The following is a 23,793-nucleotide window of genomic DNA, read 5'->3' as shown; positions in this document are numbered from 1 at the left end:
TCAGCGGTTCCTCCGGGCGGTCACGTCCGACGCGACGGCCAGCAGGATGATCCCGCCCTGGATCGCCTCTTCCCACTGGGCTTCGAGGCGAAGGAACACGATGGCCGATCCGATCGTGCCGAGCAGGAGCACGCCCAACAGGGTGCCGACGAGCGTTCCGCGACCGCCGGACACCGCCGCGCCGCCGACCACGGCCGCCGCGATCACCCGCATTTCCATCCCGGTGCCGGCCTTCGGATCGACGAACGGCAACTGGACCGCTTCGAGCACGGCGGCCAACCCCGCGAGCGCGCCCGCCACCGCGAACACGCCGAACGTCACCGCGTTCGGCCGCAGCCCCGCGAGCCGGGCCGCTTCCTCGTCGGACCCGGTCGCGTAGACGGCGCGGCCGGCCGCGAGGTTCCGCGCTGCCCCCGCGGCCGCCGCGAACACCGCCCCCGCGATCCCGACGACGACCCACACGCCGGCCGTCTGGGACAGCCCGAACCACTGAAAGGCCGGCAGGTCGCGAATCAACTCCCCCTGCCGCCACCACCGCAGCCCTTCCTTTAGGACGAAGAACGTCGCGAGCGTGACCACGATGGACGGCAGCCGCAGGTGCGCGACGAACAGCCCATTGATCGCGCCGAGTGCGGCCCCGGTCAGAATCGCGGCGAGCGCGGCGAGCGGCAGTGGCCACCCGACGCGCACCAGAAGCGCCACAACGACCGCGCACGCCGCAAACTGCGCCCCGACGGAAATGTCGATCTGCCGGGCGACGATCACGAACGTCATGCCGACGGCGGCGACCAGCGTCGGCGCGAACCCGACCAGCAGGACGCGCAGGTTGCCCGAGCCGAAGAAGCCGGGCGTCGCGACCGCGAGTACGATCAGCATCACGGTCCACGCGGCCAGCACGGAGAGTTCGCGGCGGGAACGCGTCACGCGGGCACCCCTTTGGCGAGTGCCAGTTCCAACACCCGCTCCTGCGTCGCCTCGGACCGGGCGAGGACGCCGGTGACGGTTCCGCCGTGCATGACCGCGATTCGATCGCTCATGGCGAGGACTTCCGGCAGTTCCGACGAGATCAGGACGACCGCGAGGCCCTTCGCAGCGAGGTCGCCGATCAGCCGGTGAATCTCGGCCTTCGCGCCGATGTCCACGCCCTGTGTCGGCTCGTCGAGGATGATCACGCGAGGGTCGGTCGCGAGCCACCGGGCGAGCGCGACCTTCTGCTGATTCCCGCCCGACAGGGTGCCCGCCGGCTCCTCGACGGAGGGCACCTTCACGCCGAGCGTGCGGGCGAAATCTTCGGCCAGACCGCGCTCGCGGCGGAAGTTCAAGAACCCGCGATCGGACACGCGGCGGAGGACCGCGAGGGTCACGTTCGCGGCGACGGGCAGGTCGAGGATAACGCCGTAGCGGCGGCGGTCTTCGGGCACGTAGGCGATGCCGAGCGCGACCGCGGCCGCCGGCGAACCGATGCGAACCGGCTTCCCATCGAGCAGGATTTCGCCCGCGTCGGCCGGCGTCAGGCCGAAGAGGACGCCGGCGAGTTCGGTGCGGCCGGCCCCGACCAGCCCGGCCAGCCCGAGGATTTCGCCGGCGCGGACGGAGAGTGACACCGCGCTGACACCGGCGGCGCGACACGCCAGGTTCCGCGCTTCAAGGACGACGCGGCCGGGCGTCGCTTCGACCTTCGGGAACACCGCCCCCAACTCGCGGCCGACCATCATCCGGATCAGATCGGCGCGCGTGGTTTCCGCCACTGCCCGCGTTCCGACCAACTCGCCGTCGCGCAATGCGGTCACCCGGTCCGCGATCCGCGGCAGTTCATCGAGCCGGTGCGAGACGTACACCACGCCGACCCCGCGGGCGGTCAGGTCGCGGACAACGCGGAACAGGGTTTCGACTTCGCGGTCCGAGAGCGACGCGGTCGGCTCGTCCATGACGACCACCTTCGCGTCGGTGCCGACGGCCTTCGCGATCTCCACGAGTTGCTGCTCCGGCATCGTCAGCGTCCGCGCGTCGGCGTCGGGGTCGATCCGCGCCCCGACGCACGCGAGCAACTCCCTGGCTCGCGCCCGGCGGGCGTTCCAGCGGACGCGCCGCCACGGGCCGGGCGGTTCCAGGGCGATCGCGATGTTCTCCGCGACGGTCAAGTCCGGGAACAGGGCCGGCTGTTGGTAGACGACCGCGACGCCCCACCCCCGCGCCGCGAGCGGGTCATGGTCGGTCACGAGTCGGCCGCCGATTTCGAGCGTGCCGCCGTCCGGTCGGTGTGCGCCGGTGACGATCTTGATGAGCGTGGACTTGCCCGCCCCGTTTTCGCCGACGAGGGCGTGAACTTCCCCCGGCAACAGGTCGAACGACACGGCCCGCAGCGCGCGGACGCCGCCGAACGCCTTCGACACGTCGGTGAGTTTGAGGAGAGGGGGCATGGAGAGGCGTCTCCCGCGTCACGTCCGGTTCGCCAGCACCTCGCGTTCGTACCGCCGCACGTCGTCCAGCCAGTGCCGCCCGACCGGGACGCCCTTCGTGTGGCAGTAGTGGTCCCACACCGCACCGAGCGGGAGCGTCTTCAGCTCTTCCGACACCGCCAACCGCCCGGTGAAGTCGCCCGCGAGTTCCAGCTGCCGCAGCAGGGCCGTCGGCTCGATCAGGGCCGCGAGCAGGGCCTTCAGTAGGCACCGTGCGCCGATGACCCACGCGGCCACGCGGTTGATGCTCGCGTCGAAGTAGTCCAGCCCGAACCGCACGCGGCCGAGGTACTCGCCGCGGACCACCTCCTGGGCGATCGCCCGCAGGTCGTCGGTGAGGGTCACGACGTGGTCGCTGTCCCACCGCAGCCCGCGGCTGACGTGGAGGAGCAGTTCCGGCAGCCACATCAGCACGGCGGAAATCTTGTCCGCGATTCCTTCCGTCGGGTGGAAGTGGCCGGCGTCCAGGCACAACAGTTTGCCGTGGCGGATCGCGTAGCCGAGGTAGAACTCGTGCGACCCGACCACGTAGCTTTCCGACCCGATGCCGAACAGTTTGGACTCGACCGCGTCGCAGTTCAGCCGCGGGTCGATCGGGTCGGCGAACACCTCGTCGAGCGACCGCGCGAGCCGCTCCCGCGGGGTCCGGCGGTCGGCCGGGGTGTCCTTGTAACCGTCGGGAACCCAGAAGTTGGTGACGCACGCCCGGCCGATGCGGTCGCCGAAGGACGCGCCGACTTTGCGGCACGCGATCCCGTGCTCCACCCAGAACCGGCGGACACCGGCGTCGGCGTGGGCGAGCGTGAAGCCGCTTTCGGCGAGCGGGTGCGCGAAGTACGTCGGGTTGAAGTCGAGGCCGAGGCCGCGGTCGCAGGCCCAGTCGGCCCAGCCGGCGAAGTGTTCGGGCCGCAGGTCGTTCCGCTCGACCGGGCGGCCGGCTTCCAGGTAGCTCGCGTGGAGGCTGAAGCGGTGCGTGCCGGGGACGATCGCCAATGCCGCGTCGGCGTCGCGGCGGAGTTCGTCCGCGGTGCGGGCCTTGCCGGGGTAGTTCCCGGTGACGGCCAATCCGCCGCCGAGGGCCGCGCCGGTGTCCTCGAACCCGCCGACGTCGTCGCCCTGCCAGCAGTGGAACGACACCGGGATCGCCGCGAGCGCGGCCAGCGCGGCTTCCGTATCGACGCCCATTTCCGCGTATCGCTCGCGCGCCCGCGCGTAGTCGCGTTCGGTGTGTTCCGCGGCCATCCGGTTACTACCTCAGGAACGCCTCGTGCAATCCGCCGTCCACGGCGATGATCTGGCCGGTCGTCTTCGACAGCCGGTCGCCGACCAGCAGGAAGACCGCTTCGGCCTGGTCCGCGGGCGTGATCGGGGTCTTGGTCAGCGTGCGGTCGGCGTAGAACGCCGCGAGCCGGGCGACGAGCGCGTCCGTCGGCTCGTCGTCGCGGTACGCGATCCCGTACTTCGCCAAACTGCCGATCACACGGTCGCGGGGGAACATGGCACTGCCGGCGACCACCGTCGCCGGGGCGACGCCGTTCACGCGGACCAGCGGGGCCAACTCGACGGCCAACTCGCGCACCAAGTGGTTCGCCGCGGCCTTCGAGCAGTCGTAGGCCACGCTGCCCTTCTTGGGAACCACCGCGTTCGCGCTCGTCGTGAGGACGACCGAGCCGGTCAGACACTGCTCGCGGAACGTCGTCGCGGCCTCGTCCGCCACGAGATAACCGCCGGCGACGTTCACCGCGAACGTGACCGCCCACTTGTCGTCCGGAATGTGCCCCGTGGCGTCGCTCGGCACGAACACGCCGGCCGTGACGACGACCGCGTCGAAGCCGCCGTAGGCGAGTGCGACCTGATCGAGCATCGCGCGAATACTGGCGCGACTCGTGACGTCGCACGCGAGGCCGACCGCCGGCCCGCCGCCGGAGATGCCGGTGCCCGCGACGCCGATGCCGGCCCCGTGCGCCGTCGTGATCTCGTCGGCCGTGGCCTGCGCCGCGGCCGCGGTCACGTCCGCACACGCGACGTGCGCGCCGTCCTTCGCGAGGCGGTGCGCGACCTCGCGACCGATCCCGCTGCCGGCCCCGATCACGACCGCGACGCGACCCGCCAGTTCCTTTTCGGGCGGCATCCGCCGCAGTTTGGCCTCTTCGAGTTGCCAGTATTCGATGTCGAACGCTTCTTGCCGGGGAAGGGCGACGTACCGGCTCACGGCGTCGGCCCCGCGCATCACCTCGACGGCGCAGTTGTAGAACTCGGCGGTCACGCGCGACTCGCTCTTGTCCTTCCCCCACGCGATCATCCCCACGCCGGGAATGAGGATGACGGTCGGGTTGGCGTCCCGCACGGGCGGCGAATCCGCCCGCTGGCACGCCGCGTAGTAGGCCGCGTAATCGGCCCGGTACTGTTCCAGCCCGGTCGCGAGTTTCGCCTTGAGCACCCGCACGAGCGATTCGGGATCGCCCGCGAGTTCGCCCGGATCGAGGGGAACGTAGAGGGGCTTGATCTTCGTCCGCAGGAAGTGGTCGGGGCAACTGGTGCCGAGGTCCGCGAGTCGGGCGGCGTCCGTCGCGTTCACGAACCGCAGGATCGCGGCGGCGTGCTGGATCGTGGCGACCTGTCGCCGCCGGCGACTCACCTGGCCGCGCAGCCACGGGAGGAGTTTCGCGAACACCGCGCACCGGGCGACTTCCGGGAGCGTGCGGTGGAGCGGCCCACCGAACGCAGTCGCGTCGCCGCCGTTCGCAGCGTACTTCGCCTCGATGAATCGGGCGGCGCGTTCGATCAGGCCGAGCGTGGTTGAGTAGCAGGTGCGGTCATCGTCGGCCCAGTTGATGAGGCCGTGTTGCCCCATCAGGATGCCCTTCGCGTGCGGGTGGTCCACGACGAGTTGTTGCATCCGCAGGCCGAGTTCAAACCCCGGCCGCAGCCACGGGGTGTAGATCACTTCGTCGCCGTAGACCTCGCGGGTCAGCCGCTCGGCGTCGGCGCTCGCGGCCAGCGCGATGACCGCGTTCGGGTGGGTGTGATCCACGCACCGACGCGGGATGAACCCGTGCAGCGGGGTGTCGATCGACGCGGCGCGGGGGTTGAGATTGAACGCGCAGTGGGCGAAGAGGCCGACCATGTCGTCTTCGGCGACCGACTTCGGCCCGCGGTCGGGCCGGGCCGCGTAAGTCTTCCGAAGCCCGAGTAACTTCGTCTGTTCGAGCGACGCGAAGTTGCCGCGGGTCGCGGTTCGCAGGTCGCCGCCGGACCCCTTCACCCACAGCACGTCGATCGGTTCGCCGGTCAGTGGGTCGGTCTCTGCGACCTTCGACGACGTGTTCCCGCCGCCGGTGTTGGTGACCCGCGGGTCGGAGCCGAGCAGATTGGATCGGTAGACGAGCCGGCCGACCGCGTCGAGGCGGGCGGCCGCTGAGTCGTTCCACAGGTCGTGGACGTGGCGGAACGGGTCCGGTTGGTTCATAGGGGGTCTGCGGTGCGGACGGTACGGGTCAACTGTATGAGCCTCGCCCGCCGCCGGACAGTTAGCGCGAACGAGCGGCGGCCCGCGGGTGGTCGCGGGCCGCCGCGGGAGTCACCTCTTCCGCTTCGGGCGGTCGAGCTTGATGGGGAAGGTCGTCCCCCCAGACGTGACGTCGCACTGGAGGCCCGACGTCTCGAACTTGCCGTACTTGGAGTCGAACGGGAGGTTCTTCTGCTCGTCGGGAACTTCGGACAGGTCGAGGGAGTTGATGAGCACCTTGTACTTACCGGCCGGCACGCCGTCGCCCGCGCGGTCGGTACTCAATTCGTAGCGGCCGTCGGGACCGATCGTGCCGCGGGCGGCGATCGGCGGGCCGCCGTCGGACCGCTCGAACACGACCAGCCCTTTGGTCAGGGGGCTGCCGTCTTCGAGGGTGACGACGCCACTGACGGGGTGTTTGCCGCCGCCGCACCCGACGAGGGCGGCGAGTAGGAGCGGTGTTCCCAAAAGTCTAAGCCGTCGCATCGCTCGGACCTCCGGGGTTAATCGACGTTCGGGATGACTTGGCCGTCGTTGCGGCCGGTCAGCAGGGCGAGCGTGCTGCCAGGGGTGGACACGCGGAGCGTGCGCACGCCGCCGTCGGCGAACGCGAACTGAACGACGCCCGTGTGCCAACTGCCGAACTGACCGGCGTAGGGGCTGGTGGCGTCGAGGGCGAGGGGGAACCCGGTCCCGGCCTTCCGCCCGCCGACGTCCCACGGTTTGGACGTGTAGATCGGCCCGTCTTGGTTGTTCGCCCCGGCCCCCCACTGCGTCAACCCGTCGCGGAGGACGTGCTTCTCGCCGAGGAGCATGGTGTTGCTCGTCCCGTCCGTGATGGCGGCGAAGGTCAGCCCGACGCCGGGATCGACGTTCCAACTGAACGACCCGTTGTTGCCGTCGGCGGTCGATGTCCCGCTCCCGAAATTCACGGCGTAGTCCCCGCAAATGCCCTCCGTGGTCGAGGTGGACCCGGCCGTGTCCGACCCGGTCACGGACACCCGCCCCGGCACCCGCGACGGGCAGTTGAAAACGGACACGGGGATTTTCATCGCCCCGGTGTCCCGGAACTGGCCGCGGATGATCGTGTGCACCGTCGCCTTCGGGTTCACCCCGCGGGTGTACAGCGGGTACGACGTGCCGTTGATGACCGGGTCGGTGAACCGCGTCCACAGGTTCTGCTGTTCGACGTACGGCAGAATCAGCACGGCCCAACTGATGGTGTCGAGGTTGCCGGCCCGTCCCCACGGCAGGACGCCGACGGTGTCGTGGTGGGCGTGCATGCCCAGGGAGAGTTGCTTCAGGTTGTTCGCGCACTTGATGCGGGCGGCGGCCTCCCGCACTTTTTGCACGGCCGGCAGCAGCAGGCCGATGAGGATGGCGATGATCGCAATCACCACCAACAACTCGATGAGCGTGAACCCGCCTCGGCGGGATCGGGATGAGAGGGAACGCATGGACACGACTCCGATGAAGAGAGAAGAGGGTCGCGACGATGAGCGAACGGAACCGACTGAGGATAATGATGACGCGGGCACGACCCTTTTACCTTGACTTCATCGCCAAATAGTAGGACAAAAGTGCCAACTCACTTTTCCCGCTTTTCCACGGGCTGGCCGTGCCGCAGACACTTCACGCCAAAGACTGGTTCCACAAGGACGGGTTCCCGCTCGCGGTCGAGCGGCGGGAACCCCAGACGCCGTTCGACCTGCACGTCCACGACTTCTCGGAACTGGTGGTCGTCACCGGCGGGCGGGGGATGCACAAGATCGAGGACGAGGCGTGGCCCCTGTCGGCCGGCGACGTGTTCGTGGTGAAGGGGGACGAGGCCCACGAGTATTGCGAGTTGGACGACCTCAACTTAATCAACGTCCTGTACTTGCCCGACCGGTTGTACTGGGATTCGGGCGACCTCCTTCTGTTGCCCGTCTACCACGCCCTGTTCACGTTGGAGCCCCAGTGGCGGCGGCGGCACAACTTCAACAGCCGGCTCCACCTCCCCCCGGCCGAGATCGGGCACGTCCTCGGCCTGATCGACCAACTCGACGCCGAGTTGAAAGCTCGGGCACCGGGGTTCGGGTTCATGGCCACCGCGCTGTACATGCAACTGGTCGGCCTGTTGTCGCGGGCGTACGGCCGGTCGCGGAACCCCGACACGCAGGCCCTGTTGCGGATGGCGCGGACGATCACCCACCTGGAGACGCACTACGCCGACGGGGTGGAACTGGACGATCTGGCCGACATGGCGCACATGTCCCGGCGGACGTTCCTGCGGACGTTCCAGGCGGCGACCGGCCAGTCGCCGATCGCATATCTGATTCAGATTCGGGTGAGGCGGGCGGCGGACTTACTGCGGACGACCGGTGACGCAATTACCGACATCGCATTCGCGGTCGGATTCCAGGACAGCAACTACTTCGCGCGGCAGTTCCGTCAGTTGATGGGCACCACCCCGCGAGACTACCGCACGGCCAACCGGCCGTGACCGAGGGACCTCGTGTTCGAAGTTCGGTGTCGCACTCGGGCGTGCTCATTTGGGCGGCGCGAAGGGTTGGTTCTTCGCCACGACGATCTTGCCGTCGGCCGCGAACTCGACCCGGACAGCCCCCGGCTTCTCGCGCCACGGCGACTGGTCGTCGTTGCCGAAGTAGCAGCACCACCAGCCGCCGCTCTTGTCCCTGAAGTAGTTGGTGCCGCCGCCGCACGGGACGGCCTCGTGCCACTGCTTGTACGGCCCGTAGACGTGGTCCGCGATAGCGACCACGCTGCTGTACCGGCCCTTGTAGAACGCAGCCCCGCCGAGGTAATACTTGCCGTCGCGCTTGAACAGCGAGGCGCCTTCCTGCGCGACCTCGTCGCGGGTCCAACTGCCGTCGGCCGGCTTCTCGAATTTCACCTTCTTCGGCTCGCCGTCGAAGCCGCTCATGTCGTCTTTCATGAGCGCGATGCTGCCGCCGCGGCCCCAGGTGAAGTACACCTTGTCGCCGTCCTCGAACAGCGTGGCGTCGATCCCGCCGGTGAGCCGAGCGTCCGGCCTGTTGGCGGTGACGTAGGGGCCTTCCGGCTTCCCGGTCGTGCTCTTGAGCAGCCCGGTTCCGGCCCCGCTCGCGAGGCTGAAGGTGAGGTAGTAGTTCTTCTTGACGTAGCAGAGTTCCGGTGCCCAGACGGCCCGCATCGTCGTGTTCCGCCGCTTGCCCCACGCCTTCTGCCAGGTGCCGTCCTTGTCGAAACTCCAGACCAAGCCGAGGTAGTCCCACGCCTTCAAGTCGTCCGACCGCCACAGTTCGATGCCGTCGTTGCGGTCCCAGATATTGTCGCCGGACGAGCCGGTCATGTAGTACCGGCCGTCGCCGCCGACGGTGATCACCGTGTCGCGGAGGTGCAAGTCCCAGAGCGGGCGGATCGGCGGGAGGAGGCCGTCCTTGACCGCGTAGCCGGTCGCGCGGTTGCCCCACTCGGCCGTGAACCAGCCCTTCTTGGCCGGCTTCCCGCCCTTGTACATCAGCCCCTCGTAGCCGCTGCGGTAGCCGCCGGAGCCGTCCCCGACGACCGCCTCGCCCGGCCCGCTGATGCCGGAGTACACGTCCGCCGGCGAGGTGAACGGGGCCGGCGGCGGTTTCTCCTGCGCGGCCCAAACTGCGAGCGGCCTTGTCACAAGAGCTGCGCCCGCGGTCAGAAGAGCGCGACGGCTGGGAAACGGGGTCACGGTTCGACTCCCTTCACACGGAACGTGGCGACGCGGAACATGCCATCTCCTCTTCGGGCTTCAGTCGAGGTGGAAGACTTCGCGCAGGTTCACACTCATGGGGCTGTCATCGGGCCGGGCGGGCATGACTTCCCGCATGTGCTTCCACCACCGCTTGCACACATCGGTTTGCGCGATCGCGGCCCACCGAGTCTCGTCCTCGATTTCGGCGTACCCGAACAGTGAGCCGTCGGCCGGGTCGAGGAAGATCGAGTAGTTGCGGACGCCGTGCGCCGTCAGCGCGTCGGCGAGTTCCTGCCAGATCGGGTTATGCCGCCGCTCGTACTCCGTGTGCATCCCGGCGTGGACCGACATTCGAAATGCCTTGCGGATCATCGCTGGCCCCTCACACGCCGGCGGCGACCCGCCGCGTGATGCAGTCGTGCAGCACCCGGCGGATGCGGTCGAGGTTGCGGAACAGCGTCCGCCGGCTGTCCCCGACTTCTTGCGCCAACTCGCCGGTCCGCGTCTTTTCCTGATACCGCCTGCGGATCAGTTCGCGGTCGTCCGGCGGCAGCGTCTCCAGGCACTGGTCGAGCGCCTGAAGCCGCAAGGCCAGGATCGGCTCGTGCTCCTCGCGCTCGCGGGCCAATCGTTCGACCAGCTCGCGGCTGAACGGGGCCACGCCGCGGCGGTTCCGGTCCCGCTGCTTGAGCACTTCCAGGTACGCGAACGTGTACGCCCAGGTGAGGAACGGTCGGTCCGGGTCGTAGGTGCCAAACTTCCGGTACAGTGCGACGTTCGTTTCCTGAAGCACGTCGCGCGCGTCCGCCTCGTTGGGCAATAGGGTGAAGACGTACCGGAACAACTCGCCCTGATATTGGGTGAGCAGCCGGACCAGGGATTCCGTGCGGTCGGGTTCCAAGACGGTCTCGTCACGCGGGGGAGAGGCCGGGTGAATCGGGATCGAGTGTCTTTATCCGGCGAAAGGGGGGAAAGGTGCCAGAAAAATCTGGCACAATTTCGGCTCGGGCCGGGATACTGTGCAAAGGTCTCGTCCGTTCACTGGGAGTTCGCTGATGGCGACAGGTCGGTTGTTGCCCACGACACTCCTGCTCGCGGCCCTCGTCGGCCTCGCGCGGTTCGCGCCCGAGGGCGTCGCGGACCCGCCCCCAGCCATTCCGGCCGCGAGCGGGCCGAGCTTCATGGGCGACGTCCGGCCGTTCCTCGCCAAGCACTGTTTCTCCTGTCACGGGAACGGCAAGGCGCGTGGCGATGTCACACTCGACGCAGTCAAAGACGAAGAGGCCCTCCGCAAAGATCGCAAACTGTGGGACGGCGTGCTGCGGACCATCCGCGACGGTGAGATGCCCCCGAAGGACCGCCCGCGGCCGACGGCCGGCGAAACCGATGCGTTCGCCGCCGCGCTCGACGGCGTACTCGCCCGCATCGACTGCTCCGGGGCGCGCAACCCCGGCCGCGTCACCATCCGCCGGCTCAACCGCGTCGAGTACACCAACACCGTTCGCGACCTGCTCCACCTGAAGGACTTCCAGGCGGCCGACGACTTCCCGGCCGACGACTCCGGGTACGGCTTCGACAACAACGGCGACGTGCTGACGGTCTCGCCGCTGTTGTTGGAGAAGTACCTGACCGCGGCCGAGAAGGCGGTGGACGCGGCGACGCGAGATAAGGCCGCCCGCGGCAAGCTGCTGGCCCCGGCCGACAAGATCAAGGAGACGTTTTACAACAAGCAGGAGCGGGCCAAGATCATCCTCGAAGCGTTCGCCCCCCGCGCGTACCGCCGGCCGGTGGCGGCCGACGAGATCGACCGGCTGATGAAGTTCGTCCGCCTGTCGCTCGTCCAGGACGGCGAGTCCGGCGACCGGGCCGCGTTCCTCGCGATGCGGGCGGTCCTCGTCTCTCCCCGCTTCCTCTTCCGCGTCGAACTCGACCGCGCCCCCCGTGCCGGCGGCACGCAACTCAACGACTTCGAGCTGGCCAGCCGGTTGTCGTACTTCCTCTGGGCGAGCATGCCGGACGACGACTTGTTCCAACTCGCGCGGGAGAAGAAGTTGCGGGAGAATGACGTACTGGAATCCCAGGTCCGCCGGATGCTGAAGGACGCGAAAGCCCGCGCCCTGACGGACAACTTCGCCGGTCAGTGGCTGGAACTCCGCGCGGTCAAGCAGGTGCGGCCGGACCCGAAGCGGTTCCCGGACTTCACCGAGCCGCTTCAAAAGGCGATGGTCGAGGAGACGGAACGCTTCTTCGCCCACGTCGTGAGCGAGGACCGCAGCGTCATCGACTTCATCGACGCCGACTACACGTTCGTGAACGACGTGCTGGCGAAACACTACGGCCTGTCGGGCGTCACCGGGTCGGAGTTCCGCCGCGTGAAACTCCCGGCCGACCAGCGCGGCGGGTTGCTCACGCACGCCAGCATCCTGACGCTCACCTCGACCCCGACCCGCACCTCGCCGGTGAAGCGCGGGAAGTGGATACTTGAGAACATCCTGAACACGCCCCCGCCCCCGCCGCCGCCGGACGTGCCGGAACTGGAACGCGACGGCAAGGAACTGACGGGCCCGGTCCGCGAGGTGCTGGCGAAGCACCGGGCCGACGCGAACTGCGCGACGTGCCACAACCGCATCGACCCGCTCGGCCTCGCGCTGGAGAATTACGACGCCGTCGGCGCGTGGCGGACCAAGGACGGCAAGGCCGACATCGACGCGGGCGGCGAACTCCCCAACGGCAAGAAGTTTCGTGGCGCGAGCGGACTGCGCGACGTGCTGAAGGCGAAGGAGGCCGAGTTCCGCCGCTGCCTGGCCGAGAAGCTGCTCACCTACGCCCTCGGCCGCGGGCTGGAATCTTACGACCGCTGCGCGGTGGACGAGATCGCCGCCGCGGTCGCCCGGGACGGGAACCGCTTCTCCGCGCTGGCCGCGGCCGTCGTGAAGTCCGAACCCTTCCGGTACCGAAACGGCCGAGCAAGCAACGAGAGGGCCAAGTGATGCCGACGCGAGTGATTTCCCGCCGGGCCGCGCTGAAGGGCTTCGGCGTGTCGGTCGGGTTGCCGTTCCTGGAGGCGATGCTACCGCGCGCCGCGGCCGCGGCTCCCGCCGCCGGGAAGCCGCCGACGCGGATGGCGTTCCTCTACATCCCCAACGGCGTGATCCCGGCCAAGTGGAAGCCGGAGGCCGAGGGCGCGGACTATCAACTGTCGCCCACGCTCGAACCGTTGGAGCCGTTCAAGAAGGACGTGCTGGTGCTCGGCGGGCTGACGTGCGACAAGGCGCGGTCCAACGGCGACGGCCCCGGCGACCACGCCCGGGCGATGGCCGCCTTCCTCACCGGCGCACAGGCTAAGAAGACCGGCGGCGCGGACTTCCAGGCCGGCGTCTCGGTGGACCAGCTCGCCGCCCAGAAGGTCGGCGCGGCCACGCGGTTCCCGTCGCTGGAACTCGGCTGCGAGTACGGGCGGCAGGTCGGCATCTGCGACTCCGGGTACAGTTGCGTGTACTCGAACAACCTGTCGTGGCGGTCGGCGGCGACGCCTGCCCCCAAGGAGGTACACCCGCGGCTGGTGTTCGACCGCCTGTTCGCCGGAGGGGGTGCCCGCGAGTCGTCCGACGCGGCGGCGCAGCGCGAGGTCTACAACCAGAGCATTCTGGACTTCGTCTCGGAAGAGGCCGGTGCCCTCAAGAAGCAGTTGGGCGCCGCCGACCTGCGGCGGATGGACGAGTACCTCACGTCGGTCCGCGATGTCGAGAAGCGGCTCACGCAGCCGCCGGCCGAACTGCCGGACGCGGTCAAGAAGCTGATGGCCCGGCCGACCGGCATCCCGCTCGGGTTCCGCGAACACTTTCGGCTTATGGCCGACCTGCTCGCGCTCGCGTTCCAGGCCGACTTGACCCGCATCAGCACGGTGGTGTTCGGGGTGGAGGGCAGCCGTCGGTCGTTCCCGGAGATCGACGTGACCGACGAGCACCACGGCATCTCCCACCACCAGAACAACCCCAAGATGGTGGACCAGCACTTCCGCATCAACAAGTTCCACGTCGGCGAGTTGGCGTATTTCCTCGGCAAACTAAAGGGCATCAAGGAGGGCGACGGCACGCTGCTGGACAACTGCATGGTGATGTACGGCGGCGGGAACGCGGACGGCAACCGCCACACCCACCACGACCTGCCGCTGGTCCTCGCGGGCAAGGGCGGCGGGACGATCAAGCCGGGCCGGCACGTCGTGTACCCGAAGGACACGCCCGTCGCGAACCTGTACCTCGCGATGCTCGACCGGATGGGCGTGAAGGCCGACAAGTTCGGCGACAGCACCGGCGTGCTGGAATCGCTGTCCTGAGAAAAGCCCGATCACGCACCGAGCGGGAATGGTATGAGTGCGGACGTTCAGACTGAACTTCGGCGACTGCTCACCCTGCTGTTCGACGGTGCGCTCGGTGACTCGGACCGCGGACGCCTTGAATCGTTGCTGGCGAGCGATACCGACGCCCGGCGGCTGTACCTGGAGTACGCCGACGTTCACGCGCGGCTGCTGGTCCGGCACACCCCGCCCGCAGTCCCCGCGCCGCCCCGGTCCGAACGGCCGTTCCGCCGCGCCCGGTACGCGCTAGTCGCGGGGGTCACACTCGCGCTGTCGTTGCTCCTGCAACTGTTCCTCCCGCGGCCGCCAGCCGAACCGCTCGCGAAGACGTCGAACGCGGTGCCGGCGGCGGACTACGTCGCCACCTTGTCGCACGCGGCCGAGTGCGAGTGGGAGCAGGACAGGGCCGGCCTCTGCTCGGGCGCTCGCCTGCCGCCCGGCGAGTACCGCCTGCGGGCCGGCGTCGCCCGGTTCCAGTTCGACAGCGGCCCGGCGCTCACGCTCCAAGGCCCGGCGACGCTCCGGCTCGAGTCCGCGGTCGCGGCTGCGCTGCCCACCGGCCGCGTCGTGTTCGCGGACGACGAAACGACGTCCGGGTTCGAATTGCACACGCCGCACGCGACCCTGGCCGACATCGGGACCGAGTACGCCGTTGCCGTCGGGCCGGAGGGGGAAGAGGTTCACGTGTTCGACGGCACGGTGGTCCGTTCGGAGCGGACGGGCGACCGGGCGACGGCCGAGCGGCTCGCCGCCGGACAGGCCCGCAGGTACGGTCCCGGCCCGGCGGCCTCGGGCGCATTCATCCGCCTCGACCCGGGGCGGTTCGCGCGGCGGTTGCCGCAATCGCTCACGGCCCCGGACCCGCTCACGGGATTGCTCGCCTACGAGGGATTCTCGTACACCGACGCGGGCGGCCTGCAACTCGGGACCGCGAACGGCGGAACCGGGTGGGGCGGGCCGTGGAAGCCCGGCTTCGCGCGGCCGGCAGACGACCGCGGGCGTTCCCCGCTGAACGTGACGGAGGGGCTGACGCGGCCCGGCGTTTCGGTCCCGCCCGTCGGCGGGTGCTTCGACTTCGTCGGGTTCGCGAAATACTACCGCCGCCTGAAGACCCCGGTGCGGCTCGATGCGGACGGCGTGTACTACCTGAGTTTCTTGGTCCGCCGGCACGGGCCGCCGGCCGACCCGCTGAACGCGGTCTCGGTTCTTCTGCGCACGGGCGACGAACTCGAACGGGACGAGAGCGGCGAGGGCGCGGACCTGCGCGCGCGGCTGAACATTGGGATCGACAAAACCAACGACCTGTTCGCCTACCTGGGTCGGCGTGGGAGCCGCGTCCCGCTGCCGCTCACGTCCGGCGAGACGTACCTGCTGACGGCGAAGATCGTCGCCAGCCGGGCGCATCCCGACCAGGTGTTCGTCCGGGTGTACGGGCCGGACGAAGCCGTGGACCGCGGCGAGCCGGCCGCGTGGTCCGCGACCGGCCGCCCGATCGAAACCGATCTCGTGTTCGAATGGCTCGAAGTTCACATCAACAGCAAGACGCGCCAGTCGGTCGACGAAGTCCGCATCGGGACGACATGGTCCTCGGTCGCGGGCTGCTGGACGACGCCAGCGGCCCCCTCACCGTGATCGGGTCGACACGTCGGGGTCATCGATCGAGTTCAGCGACAGGCCGAGGGCGGCGGCGTTGCAACAAGGCCGGTTCCCGCACCGCGGCTTGACGAACTGCCGCTCCGGGATCGGGCCGTGAGCGAGATCCCACGCGACCATGAACCGCCCGTCCGGGCCAGCCGATGACGTGGCCCCCCGCGGATTCACCGAACCTCCCGCCCCGCGGCGCGTCCTTCTTCGCGGAGGGGCAAGCCGATAGGTGACGGCAACTGTCTCGAAAACAGCCGAGCGATGAGCCTTGGGGGTTCGATTCCCCTCCCCTCCGCTTCACACCTCGCAAAAACAAGACGGGCGGCGGGAAGTTTCCTTCCCGCCGCCCCTCCGCGTTACAGCTCAATCCCTTACCCGATGAACACGCCGCCGTTGAAGTCGGGCAGGCCGTCCGTCGTCGTGCCGGTCGGCTGGCCGGTCGGCGTCAGGTCCTTGCCGAGGTACGTCACCACCTGGTCGCTGCCGCCCACCACGGTGCGGATGTCGGCCCGGTTGTCGCCGTCCACGTCCTTGACCGCCACCTGCACGCCCAGGCGGTTGTTCACGTCGCCGGCGAAGAAGTTCGCGAGCGGGGTAAGCGTCCCGCCCTGCGAGCTAATCAACGTCGCCGCGTTGAACACCGTCACCCGCGGGCCGCCGCCGGGGCCGCCGCCGGCGATAATGTCGCCGAAGCCGTCCCCGTCCACGTCCCCGATCGCGATGAACACGCCGTTCCGGAGGGTTTGCTCGAACGCGAAGAAGTCGTTGAACAACTTCACGCGGGTCGCCGTCCCGAGCGACTTGCCGTTGAACGCGGCCACCCGCGGGCCGCCCTGGAAGCCGGCCGCCACCGCGAGGTCGCCGACGCCGTCGCCGTTGATGTCGCCGATGGCCACCCGGGCACCGCCGCGGAACGCCGGGTCGTCGATGCCGAAGAAGCTGTCGATCTTCGTGAAGCTCTTGCCGTTGTAGATGTCCACCCGCGGGCCACCGCCCTGGTCGGGGCTGATGACCACGTCCGGGACGCCGTCGCCGTTCACGTCGCCGACGGCCACGAACACGCCGCCGGTGAAGCTCGCCTCGAACGGGGCCACCGAGAACAGTTCCTTGCCGGTGCTGCCGTCGAGCACCCGCACGAGGCTAGACGTGCCCGGCCCGGTGCCGACGATCACGTCCGGGACGCCGTCGCCGTTGACGTCGGCCACGGCCGTCCGCACGCCGCCGGTGAAGGTGCTGGCGAACGCCGCCGAAGAAGAAATCTGCGTGCCGTCCGCCGCGATCACGCGGACCGTCGGGGTGCCGCTGCCGGCCCCAATGGCGGTGACCGGCGAGCCGACGAGCAGCGTCTTCGATGGCGTCGTGCCGGTGTCGTCGTTGACGATCGTGCCCACGCCCTTGGCCGACGCCCCGAGCGTTGCCCCGGTCGGGGCCGAGAGGGTGACGAAGAACGTCTCGTCGGCTTCCACCGTCGTGTCGCCGGTGACGTCGACCGTCACTGTCTTCGTCGTCTCGCCCGGGGCGAACGTGATCGTCTGGGCGGCCAGGGCGGTGTAGTCGCTGCCCGCCGTCGCGGTGTTGTTCGCCGTGGCGACGACCACCGTCACCGCCTGCCCGCTCGGGGCGGACAGGGTGATCGTGAACGTGAACGGCGTCGTGCCGGTGTTCCCCTCGTTCTGGGCGGTGCCGTTAATCGACACCGTCGGGGCGGCGTCGTCGTTGGTGATCGTCCCCACCCCGTTGGCGACCGTCACGGCCCCACCCGGGCCGGCGACGGACAGCCGGACGTTGAACGTCTCGTCGACCTCGAACGTCGTGTCGCCGGCGACGTTGACCGTCACCGTCTTCGACGTCTCGCCCGGGGCGAACGTGATCGTCTGGCCGACCAGGGCGGTGTAGTCGCTGCCCGCCGTCGCCGTGCCATCGACCGTGTTCACCGTGAGCACGATCGGCTGGTCGCTGGCGTTCGACAGCGTGACCGTGAAGTTGAACGCCGTCGTCCCGGTGTTCCCTTCCGCCTGGGTGACGTTGTTGATCGACACGACCGGGGCCGTGTCGTCGTTCGTGATCGTGCCCGTGGCCGTGTCCGCCGCGAGGGTAGCACCGACCGGGGCCGACAGCGTCGCGGTGAACGTCTCGTTGCTTTCGAACGTCGTGTCACCGGTGACGTTGACCGTCACCGTCTTCGACGTCTCGCCCGGGGCGAACGTGATCGTCTGGCCGACCAGGGCGGTGTAGTCGCTGCCCGCCGTCGCCGTCCCGTCGGCCGTGTCGATCATTACGGTGACGGGGGTGGCGCTGGCCCCCGACAGCGTGACGGTGAACGTCAGCGCCGTGGTGCCGGCGTTCCCTTCGGTCACGGTCGCGTTGGCGATGGAAACCGTCGGCTGCGTCTCGTCGTCGGTGATCGTGACTTCCGTCGACGAGATCGCCCCCAGCACGGCCCCGTTCGTCGGCGAGGTCAGGGTCGCGGTGAACGTCTCGTCCCCTTCGAAGATCGCGTCGTCGGTGAGCGGGACGGAAACGGTCGCCGTCGTCTGGCCCTCGGCGAATGTCACGGTGATCGGCGTCGCGATGAAGTCGGTGCCACCGGTCGCCGTGCCGTCGGTGAACATCACCGTCACCGAAACAGTGCCGGTGCCGTTCGAGCGGGTGAGGGTCAGGTCGGCGGTCGGGCCGGCTTCCGATTGCGAGAAGGTCAACGAGTCGAAGGAGATCGTCCCGGTCGGGCCGTTGCCCAGCGCGAGGCCGGCCAGGCCGGTGCCGCCCAGCCCGACGAGGCCGAGGTCGGTCGCCTCGCCGGTGGCCAGGTCGATGCTGTACAGGTGCGTGGCCGTGCCGACCGTGAGGGCCGCGTAGCCGACGCCCGCCGCGACAGCGCTCGAAGCCGTGACGCTCACGTTGCCGGGGATGTCGAAGCCGTTCACGTTGGTGAAGTCGAGGGTCGCCCCGCCGACCGTGATCGCGATCTGCGTGGTCTGCGTGCCGGCGTTCGCCGGGTTTTGGATGAACAGCGAGTCACTGTCCGCGTCGAGCGTGTACAGGGTCGTCTTGGACGCGCCGCCGAAGTTGTTGGTGTAGGCCACTCCGGAGACGCCCGTCGACCCGCCCGGCAGGCCGTTGGCCGGGCCGTCGGTGTTGGTGCCGTTGGCCGGGGTGGTCGTCAAACCCGTGCCGTCGCCGTCCACCGGGGCGCCGGTAATCGGGTTGATGCGGAAGTTCAGGCCGGAGTCGGTCGTCACGCGGATGCGGTCCACGGTCGGGTTGAAGTCGAACCCGTAGCCGGTCGTCGCCGGGTCCGGGAGGTCAACCGGCGTGACGCCATCGACGTCCACGAACGTAACCGAGCCGGCCGTCCCGACGACGGTGGCCACCCCGGTTTGCGGGTCGACGAGGTACAGCGACCCCTTGTCGGTCGTGGCGTTGACGCCGAGGCCGTAGAGTTGGCCCGTGGCCGGGCGGAAGTCGATGCCGACGAGCGTTTCGCCCGCGGTCACGCCGGTGACGTTGACGGTCGGCGAGATGGTGGCCGGCGTCGCGGTGTTGAACCGAATCAGGCCGGTCCCGGCCGCGTTCAGGCCGATGGCGGGCAGGCCGCCGGCGACGGCACTGCCTTGAATGGCCAACCCGTCGATCAGCGCCGTACCGTCCCCGATCGGGCCGAAGAACGTGGCCACTCCGTTGGTCAGGTCGATGGAGTAGAGGATGTCCGACCCGGCTACGGTGAGAACGGCCAGGGCCGACCCGGCGACCGGGGCGTTGCTCGCGACGGCGTTAACGCCCGGTTGAATGTCGAACCCGCGGGCCGCGGTGAAGTCGAGCGGCAACCCGTTGAAGGTGATCACCTTCGCACTGCCCTGCGTGCCGGTGTTCGGCGGGCTTTGGATGAAGAGGCTGTCCGTGGTGGCGTCCAGCGTGTAGAGCGTCGTGACCGTCACGCTCGGGGCGTTGTTGGTGTACGCCGCACCGTCCACGCCCGTCGCGCCGCCCTTGATCGAGCCGTCCATGTTCAGCCCGTTCACGCTCATGGCCGCGCCGCCGAGGTCGCCGTCGACGAACGCCCCGTTGTTCGGGTTCATGCGGAACGTCTGGCCGCTGCTGGTGACGACGCGGATGCGGTCGACCGTCGGGTTGAAGTCGAAGCCGAACGTCGTGGTGTCGTCCACGCCGATCCGAACCGGGTTGCCCAAGCTGTCCACAAAGGCACCGGACGTGCCGACCGGAGTGGCGACGCCCGTCTGCACGCTAATGAGGTAGAGTTGCACCGTGCCGGCCGTGCCGTTGTACCCAAGGCCGTAGAGGAGGCCGTTCTGCGGGCGGAAGTCGATGCCCTGCAGCGTGTCGGTCGCGGCCAGGTTGGTGACGGCGATGGGAGCGTTGGCGGCCGTCGGGTTGAGCGGGTCGAAGGCGATCAGCGAGTTGTTGCTCAGCGCGTACACGGTGCCCGCGCCGATCGTCGGTGCGCCTTCGTCCTCAATGATGGTTGCCGTCGCAGTCGTGGCCGCGCCCAGCACTGCCCCGTTGGTCGGGCTAGCCAGGGCCAGGGTGATCGACTTGTTGCCGCCCAGGACCGCGTTATCGTTGATCGTGATCGTGCCCGTCGCGGTGGCCGAGCCGTCCGCGAAGGTGAGCGTGAGCGGCGTGCCAGAGAAATCGGTGCCGGCCACGGCCGTACCGCCGGTCGCGTTGACGGTGACGTTCACCGTCCCGTTCGTGCCGCCGGTCCGGGTAGCCGTCACCGTGAGCGTGCCGCCGTTCTCGGTGACGAAGAGGGTCGGGCTAGAGAAGTTGACCGTGCCCGCCGGGGCGTCGGCCAGGGTGAAGCCTGCCGCCTGGACCGCGCCCGTGTCGATCGGCCCGACCAGCGTCGCGACCCCGGTCGCGAGGTTGATCGAGTACAGGTTCGTGAGGCCGCCGACCGTCAGGGCGGCGAAGCCCCGCCCGCCTTGGGCGGCCGTTTGCGGGTCGTTCGAGGTCGCGACGCGCACGCCGGCCGGGATGTCGAACCCGGTCACGTCCGAGAAGTCGAGCGGCGCGCCGCCGAGGGTGATCGGGAGCGGGGCCGTCTGGGTGCCGCCGTTGGCCGGGTTCTGGATGTACAGCGAGTCGCTCGCCGCGTCCAGGGTGTAGAGGGTCGTGACGCCCCCGGTCAGGCTCTGGCCGAAGGAGTTCGTGTACGCGGCCGACGAGACGCCCGTAGAACCAGCCGGTAGGCCGCTAATCGGGCCGTCGAGCGTGGCGGCCGCCGGGGCGCCGGTAATCGGGTTGACGCGGAAATTCAGGCCGGTGCTCGTGGTCACGCGGATGCGGTCCACGGTCGGGTTGAAGTCGAACCCATAACCGGCCACGGCCGGATCGGGGAAGTCGGCCCCGGCGAAGGTGATGGCACTCGCCTTGCCGGTCACGGCGAGGCTGACCACTCCGGTTTGCGGGTCGATCAGGTACAGCGATCCCTTGTCGGTCGTCGCATTGATACCGAGGCCGTAGAGTTGGCCCGTCTGCGGGCGGAAGTCGATGCCAACGAGCGTTTCGCCGGCGGTCACGGCCGTCAGATCAAGAACTTGCGGCGTCACCGTGCCCGGGGTGGCCGTGTTGAACCGGAGCAGGCTGGTCCCGGTGTCGTTGAGTGCGATGGCCGGGAAGCCGCCGGAGTCGTTCTGAATCGCGAAGCCGTCGATGGCCGTCGCCCCCGTGCCGACGTTGCCGATGAGGGTCGCCTGGGCGTTGACCAGGTTGATGCTGTACAGCGCCGTCGTGCCGCCCACGGTCAACACCGCGAACGCCGACCCGGTCGTCACGGCCATGTTCGAAGACGGCGCGTTCACCCCGATCGGAATGTCGAACCCGGCCGCGTTCGAGAAGTCGAGTTTACTGCCGCCGAGCGTCACGGTCTGGCCGAGCGTCTGGGTGCCGCTGTTCGCCGGGTTCTGGATGAAGAGGGAATCGGTCGCGGAGTCCAGCGTGTACAGGGTGGTGACGTTGCCGTTGTTCGGTGAATTGTTCGTGTACGCGACTTCATCCACGGTCGTTCCGACCGGGTTAATGTCGGTGTCGGCCCCGGCCAATGTCCCGGTATTCGGGTTCACCCGGAAGTTCAACCCCTGGGAGCCGGCCACTCCCCCTTCGACCGTTGTCACTCGCAACCGGTCCACCGCCGGATTGAAGTCGATGCCGAATTGGGTCGTCGCCGGGTCGGGCAGGTTACCGCCGCCCGTGAATCCGCCGGCCCCAACCACCGTGGCCACACCCGTGCGAGTAGAGATGTCGTACAGCGACATGGTGTCCGCACCCGCGTTGACACCGAGGGCGTAGAGGTGGCCGTTCTGCGGGCGGAAGTCAATCCCCGCCAGCGTTTCGCCGGCCGCGACGCCGGTGATGGCGGTCGTCGCCGTGGTCGCGGGACTGGCCGTGTCGAAGGCCAGCAAATTCGAGCCACTCAGCGCGAACGCCACCGCGGGCACTTCCCGCCCTTCGAGCGTTTCGAACGAAACGATCGGGCGGACCAGTTTACGCTCGGCCTTCGTGTGGCGGCCGGACTTCGAATTGCGACGCAACATGAAAGACTCCTGGTGTGATAGAACGGCGGAACACCGGGCAAGTGGTCCAGGTCTGAACAGAGTGGGCCACAGATACGACGGTGATCCTACGCAAAAGGATCGAATCCGGGTACAAGCGACTGACAAAATCTTACGATTGGGACGCCTGTGCAGTTTGGATCGTTTGGGTGGTATGAGTAATTGCGCCGGCAGAATTGATGCAGTTGCTACATGCAAAAAAAGAACCGGCCGCGTTGATCTCGGCCGGTTCCACGAAAGTTCACCCTGAAAGTGTCGCCTATTCTGCCGCCGCGGCCTTACCTCCGCGTTTCTTCGGGGTGGGTGCCGGCTCGTCTTCCAACGACGTATCTTCTTCGGAGCCTTCCGGCGCCTCTAGCAAGGCCGTCGGGTCGCCGTGCCGCTTGTCGAGAATCTGCTTGATGATCGTGTCGCGAATCTCCGGGTTCTCGCGGAGGAACGCGCGGGCGTTGTCCTTGCCCTGCCCGAGTCGCGTCTCGCCGTAGCTCCAGAACGCACCACTCTTGGTGACGATCTCTTCCTCTTCGCCGATCTTCAGCACGTCGTTTTCCAGGTCGATGCCGTGATCGTAGTAGAGTTCCATCTCGGCCGTCGCGAACGGTGCGGCGATCTTGTTCTTCACCACCTTCACCTTCATTTCGGTGCCGATGGCCTCGTCGCCGTCCTTGAGCAGCGCCGCCTTGCGGACTTCGAGCCGCACCGAGGCGTAGAACTTCAGCGCTAGGCCGCCGGTCGTCGTTTCCGGGTTGCCGTACATGACGCCGATCTTCTGGCGGATCTGGTTGATGAAGATCACGCACGTCTTCGTTTTGTTGATCAGCGGGTTGAGAATCCGCAGGGCTTGGCTCATGAGGCGGGCTTGGACGCCGACGGACGAGTCGCCGATCTCGTTATTCAGTTCCGCCTTCGGCACGAGCGCGGCCACCGAGTCGATGACGATGATGTCCACGGCGTTCGACTTGACGAGCATTTCCGCGATGCGGAGGGCTTCTTCGCCGTAGCTCGGCTGGCTGACGAGCAGACTTTCGAGGTCCACGCCGATCTTACGGGCCCAGGTCGGGTCGAGGGCGTGTTCGGCGTCGATGAACGCGGCCACGCCGCCCTGCTTCTGGGCGTTGGCGATGGTGTGCAGGGCGATGGTCGTCTTGCCGCTCGACTCGTTGCCGTAAATCTCGATGACGCGGCCGCGGGGCAGCCCCTTGCCGCCGAGGGCGAGGTCGAGGGCGAGCGACCCGGTGGGAATGCCGACGATGTCCTTGAGGCCGACTTCCACGTCGCCGAGGGACATGATCGAGCCTTCGCCAAACTCTTTGTTGATCTCGGACTGAACCTTCAGGATGTCTTTGTTGAAGGTGTTGTTGCTCTTGTCGAGTTTCTCGCTCTTACCGGCCATTGGGGTGGCCCTCTTAACAGTGGTTACGGGTGGTGGTGACTGAGGAAGACTGTAGCCGAAATCGCGCGGACAAGTGAAGGTCCGTTGGCGAAAGATTTTCGCCGGACCAATTGCATTCGGCGGCTATTCTATTCCGCAACTCTTCTCGCTC

Annotated in this window: 16 protein-coding genes and 1 tRNA gene; 5 read left to right on the top strand and 12 right to left on the bottom strand. The window is 68.4% G+C overall.

Features of this window, described 5'->3' with window-relative positions:
- The 6 genes from PX52LOC_RS09290 to PX52LOC_RS09265 all read right to left on the bottom strand — a co-directional run bounded on the left by PX52LOC_RS09290 (position 1) and on the right by PX52LOC_RS09265 (position 7,424).
- Positions 1 to 924, bottom strand: a complete 924-nt coding sequence (locus PX52LOC_RS09290; RefSeq protein WP_218575311.1) for an ABC transporter permease — start codon at positions 922 to 924, stop codon at positions 1 to 3.
- Positions 921 to 2,420, bottom strand: a complete 1,500-nt coding sequence (locus PX52LOC_RS09285) for a sugar ABC transporter ATP-binding protein (RefSeq protein ID WP_149109833.1) — start codon at positions 2,418 to 2,420, stop codon at positions 921 to 923. Before PX52LOC_RS09285 ends, PX52LOC_RS09290 begins: the two co-directional genes overlap by 4 nt.
- Before the next feature lie 18 nt (positions 2,421 to 2,438).
- On the bottom strand, positions 2,439 to 3,701 hold the full coding sequence (locus PX52LOC_RS09280) for an L-rhamnose isomerase (RefSeq protein WP_149109832.1): 1,263 nt from the start codon (positions 3,699 to 3,701) through the stop codon (positions 2,439 to 2,441).
- A 7-nt stretch (positions 3,702 to 3,708) separates the two neighbouring features.
- Positions 3,709 to 5,928, bottom strand: coding sequence for a bifunctional rhamnulose-1-phosphate aldolase/short-chain dehydrogenase (locus PX52LOC_RS09275; protein ID WP_149109831.1), 2,220 nt, complete (start codon positions 5,926 to 5,928; stop codon positions 3,709 to 3,711).
- A 111-nt stretch (positions 5,929 to 6,039) separates the two neighbouring features.
- Complete coding sequence (locus tag PX52LOC_RS09270) at positions 6,040 to 6,453, bottom strand: peptidase associated/transthyretin-like domain-containing protein (protein WP_149109830.1); 414 nt, start codon at positions 6,451 to 6,453, stop codon at positions 6,040 to 6,042.
- A 17-nt stretch (positions 6,454 to 6,470) separates the two neighbouring features.
- Positions 6,471 to 7,424, bottom strand: coding sequence for a DUF1559 domain-containing protein (locus PX52LOC_RS09265; protein WP_149115454.1), 954 nt, complete (start codon positions 7,422 to 7,424; stop codon positions 6,471 to 6,473).
- A 161-nt stretch (positions 7,425 to 7,585) separates the two neighbouring features.
- Between PX52LOC_RS09265 and PX52LOC_RS09260 the strand changes: the two genes are divergently transcribed.
- Positions 7,586 to 8,452: a helix-turn-helix domain-containing protein gene (locus PX52LOC_RS09260; protein WP_149109829.1), complete on the top strand. Its 867-nt coding sequence runs from the start codon at positions 7,586 to 7,588 to the stop codon at positions 8,450 to 8,452.
- Positions 8,453 to 8,497: 45 nt separating this feature from the next.
- Here the strand turns inward: PX52LOC_RS09260 and PX52LOC_RS09255 are convergent, their stop codons facing one another.
- The 3 genes from PX52LOC_RS09255 to PX52LOC_RS09245 are packed head-to-tail and all read right to left on the bottom strand — an operon-like array spanning position 8,498 to position 10,577.
- Positions 8,498 to 9,673 carry a family 43 glycosylhydrolase gene (locus tag PX52LOC_RS09255; protein WP_218575308.1) on the bottom strand — a complete coding sequence of 392 codons (1,176 nt, stop codon included), beginning with the start codon at positions 9,671 to 9,673 and terminating at the stop codon, positions 8,498 to 8,500.
- Positions 9,674 to 9,733: 60 nt separating this feature from the next.
- The gene (rhaM, locus tag PX52LOC_RS09250) at positions 9,734 to 10,048 is read right to left on the bottom strand and encodes an L-rhamnose mutarotase (RefSeq protein ID WP_149109828.1); all 315 of its coding nucleotides are present in this window, start codon (positions 10,046 to 10,048) and stop codon (positions 9,734 to 9,736) included.
- A 10-nt stretch (positions 10,049 to 10,058) separates the two neighbouring features.
- Positions 10,059 to 10,577, bottom strand: a complete 519-nt coding sequence (locus tag PX52LOC_RS09245) for a sigma-70 family RNA polymerase sigma factor (RefSeq protein WP_168218885.1) — start codon at positions 10,575 to 10,577, stop codon at positions 10,059 to 10,061.
- Between the two features lie 154 nt (positions 10,578 to 10,731).
- Between PX52LOC_RS09245 and PX52LOC_RS09240 the strand changes: the two genes are divergently transcribed.
- Genes PX52LOC_RS09240 through PX52LOC_RS09230 form a run of 3 tightly spaced genes read left to right on the top strand, consistent with a single transcriptional unit; the run spans position 10,732 to position 15,665 of the window.
- On the top strand, positions 10,732 to 12,666 hold the full coding sequence (locus PX52LOC_RS09240; protein ID WP_149109826.1) for a DUF1592 domain-containing protein: 1,935 nt from the start codon (positions 10,732 to 10,734) through the stop codon (positions 12,664 to 12,666).
- On the top strand, positions 12,666 to 14,012 hold the full coding sequence (locus PX52LOC_RS09235; protein ID WP_149109825.1) for a DUF1552 domain-containing protein: 1,347 nt from the start codon (positions 12,666 to 12,668) through the stop codon (positions 14,010 to 14,012). The genes PX52LOC_RS09240 and PX52LOC_RS09235 overlap by 1 nt, the downstream gene beginning before the upstream one ends.
- A gap of 33 nt (positions 14,013 to 14,045) precedes the next feature.
- Positions 14,046 to 15,665, top strand: coding sequence for a hypothetical protein (locus PX52LOC_RS09230; RefSeq protein ID WP_149109824.1), 1,620 nt, complete (start codon positions 14,046 to 14,048; stop codon positions 15,663 to 15,665).
- Here PX52LOC_RS09230 and PX52LOC_RS40355 read toward each other — a convergent pair.
- Positions 15,657 to 15,806 (bottom strand): HNH endonuclease family protein, encoded by a 150-nt coding sequence (locus PX52LOC_RS40355; RefSeq protein WP_168218884.1) that lies wholly within the window; start codon positions 15,804 to 15,806, stop codon positions 15,657 to 15,659. The two genes, PX52LOC_RS09230 and PX52LOC_RS40355, sit on opposite strands and share 9 nt — an antisense overlap.
- Positions 15,807 to 15,888: 82 nt before the next feature.
- On the opposite strand from PX52LOC_RS40355, the gene PX52LOC_RS09225 reads away from it, so the two are divergent.
- Positions 15,889 to 15,972 (top strand) — tRNA-Ser (locus tag PX52LOC_RS09225).
- 76 nt (positions 15,973 to 16,048) lie between these two features.
- On the opposite strand, the gene PX52LOC_RS09220 is transcribed toward PX52LOC_RS09225, so the two are convergent.
- Positions 16,049 to 22,231: a DUF4394 domain-containing protein gene (locus PX52LOC_RS09220; RefSeq protein ID WP_149109823.1), complete on the bottom strand. Its 6,183-nt coding sequence runs from the start codon at positions 22,229 to 22,231 to the stop codon at positions 16,049 to 16,051.
- Between the two features lie 277 nt (positions 22,232 to 22,508).
- Positions 22,509 to 23,642 carry a recombinase RecA gene (gene recA, locus PX52LOC_RS09215; protein ID WP_149109822.1) on the bottom strand — a complete coding sequence of 378 codons (1,134 nt, stop codon included), beginning with the start codon at positions 23,640 to 23,642 and terminating at the stop codon, positions 22,509 to 22,511.
- Positions 23,643 to 23,793 lie beyond the last annotated feature (151 nt).

The sequence above is a fragment of the Limnoglobus roseus genome, from assembly GCF_008254045.1.
GTDB lineage: Bacteria > Planctomycetota > Planctomycetia > Gemmatales > Gemmataceae > Limnoglobus > Limnoglobus roseus.
This window is presented reverse-complemented; position numbering and strand designations above follow the sequence as displayed.

Coding starts and splice junctions, on each gene's coding strand:
- PX52LOC_RS09285 (WP_149109833.1), bottom strand. CDS start 2,420: ATGCCCCCTCTCCTCAAACTCACCGACGTGTCGAAGGCGTTCGGCGGC.
- PX52LOC_RS09280 (WP_149109832.1), bottom strand. CDS start 3,701: ATGGCCGCGGAACACACCGAACGCGACTACGCGCGGGCGCGCGAGCGA.
- PX52LOC_RS09275 (WP_149109831.1), bottom strand. CDS start 5,928: ATGAACCAACCGGACCCGTTCCGCCACGTCCACGACCTGTGGAACGAC.
- PX52LOC_RS09270 (WP_149109830.1), bottom strand. CDS start 6,453: ATGCGACGGCTTAGACTTTTGGGAACACCGCTCCTACTCGCCGCCCTC.
- PX52LOC_RS09265 (WP_149115454.1), bottom strand. CDS start 7,424: ATGCGTTCCCTCTCATCCCGATCCCGCCGAGGCGGGTTCACGCTCATC.
- rhaM (WP_149109828.1), bottom strand. CDS start 10,048: ATGATCCGCAAGGCATTTCGAATGTCGGTCCACGCCGGGATGCACACG.
- PX52LOC_RS09240 (WP_149109826.1), top strand. CDS start 10,732: ATGGCGACAGGTCGGTTGTTGCCCACGACACTCCTGCTCGCGGCCCTC.
- PX52LOC_RS09235 (WP_149109825.1), top strand. CDS start 12,666: ATGCCGACGCGAGTGATTTCCCGCCGGGCCGCGCTGAAGGGCTTCGGC.
- PX52LOC_RS09230 (WP_149109824.1), top strand. CDS start 14,046: ATGAGTGCGGACGTTCAGACTGAACTTCGGCGACTGCTCACCCTGCTG.
- PX52LOC_RS40355 (WP_168218884.1), bottom strand. CDS start 15,806: ATGGTCGCGTGGGATCTCGCTCACGGCCCGATCCCGGAGCGGCAGTTC.
- PX52LOC_RS09220 (WP_149109823.1), bottom strand. CDS start 22,231: ATGTTGCGTCGCAATTCGAAGTCCGGCCGCCACACGAAGGCCGAGCGT.
- recA (WP_149109822.1), bottom strand. CDS start 23,642: ATGGCCGGTAAGAGCGAGAAACTCGACAAGAGCAACAACACCTTCAAC.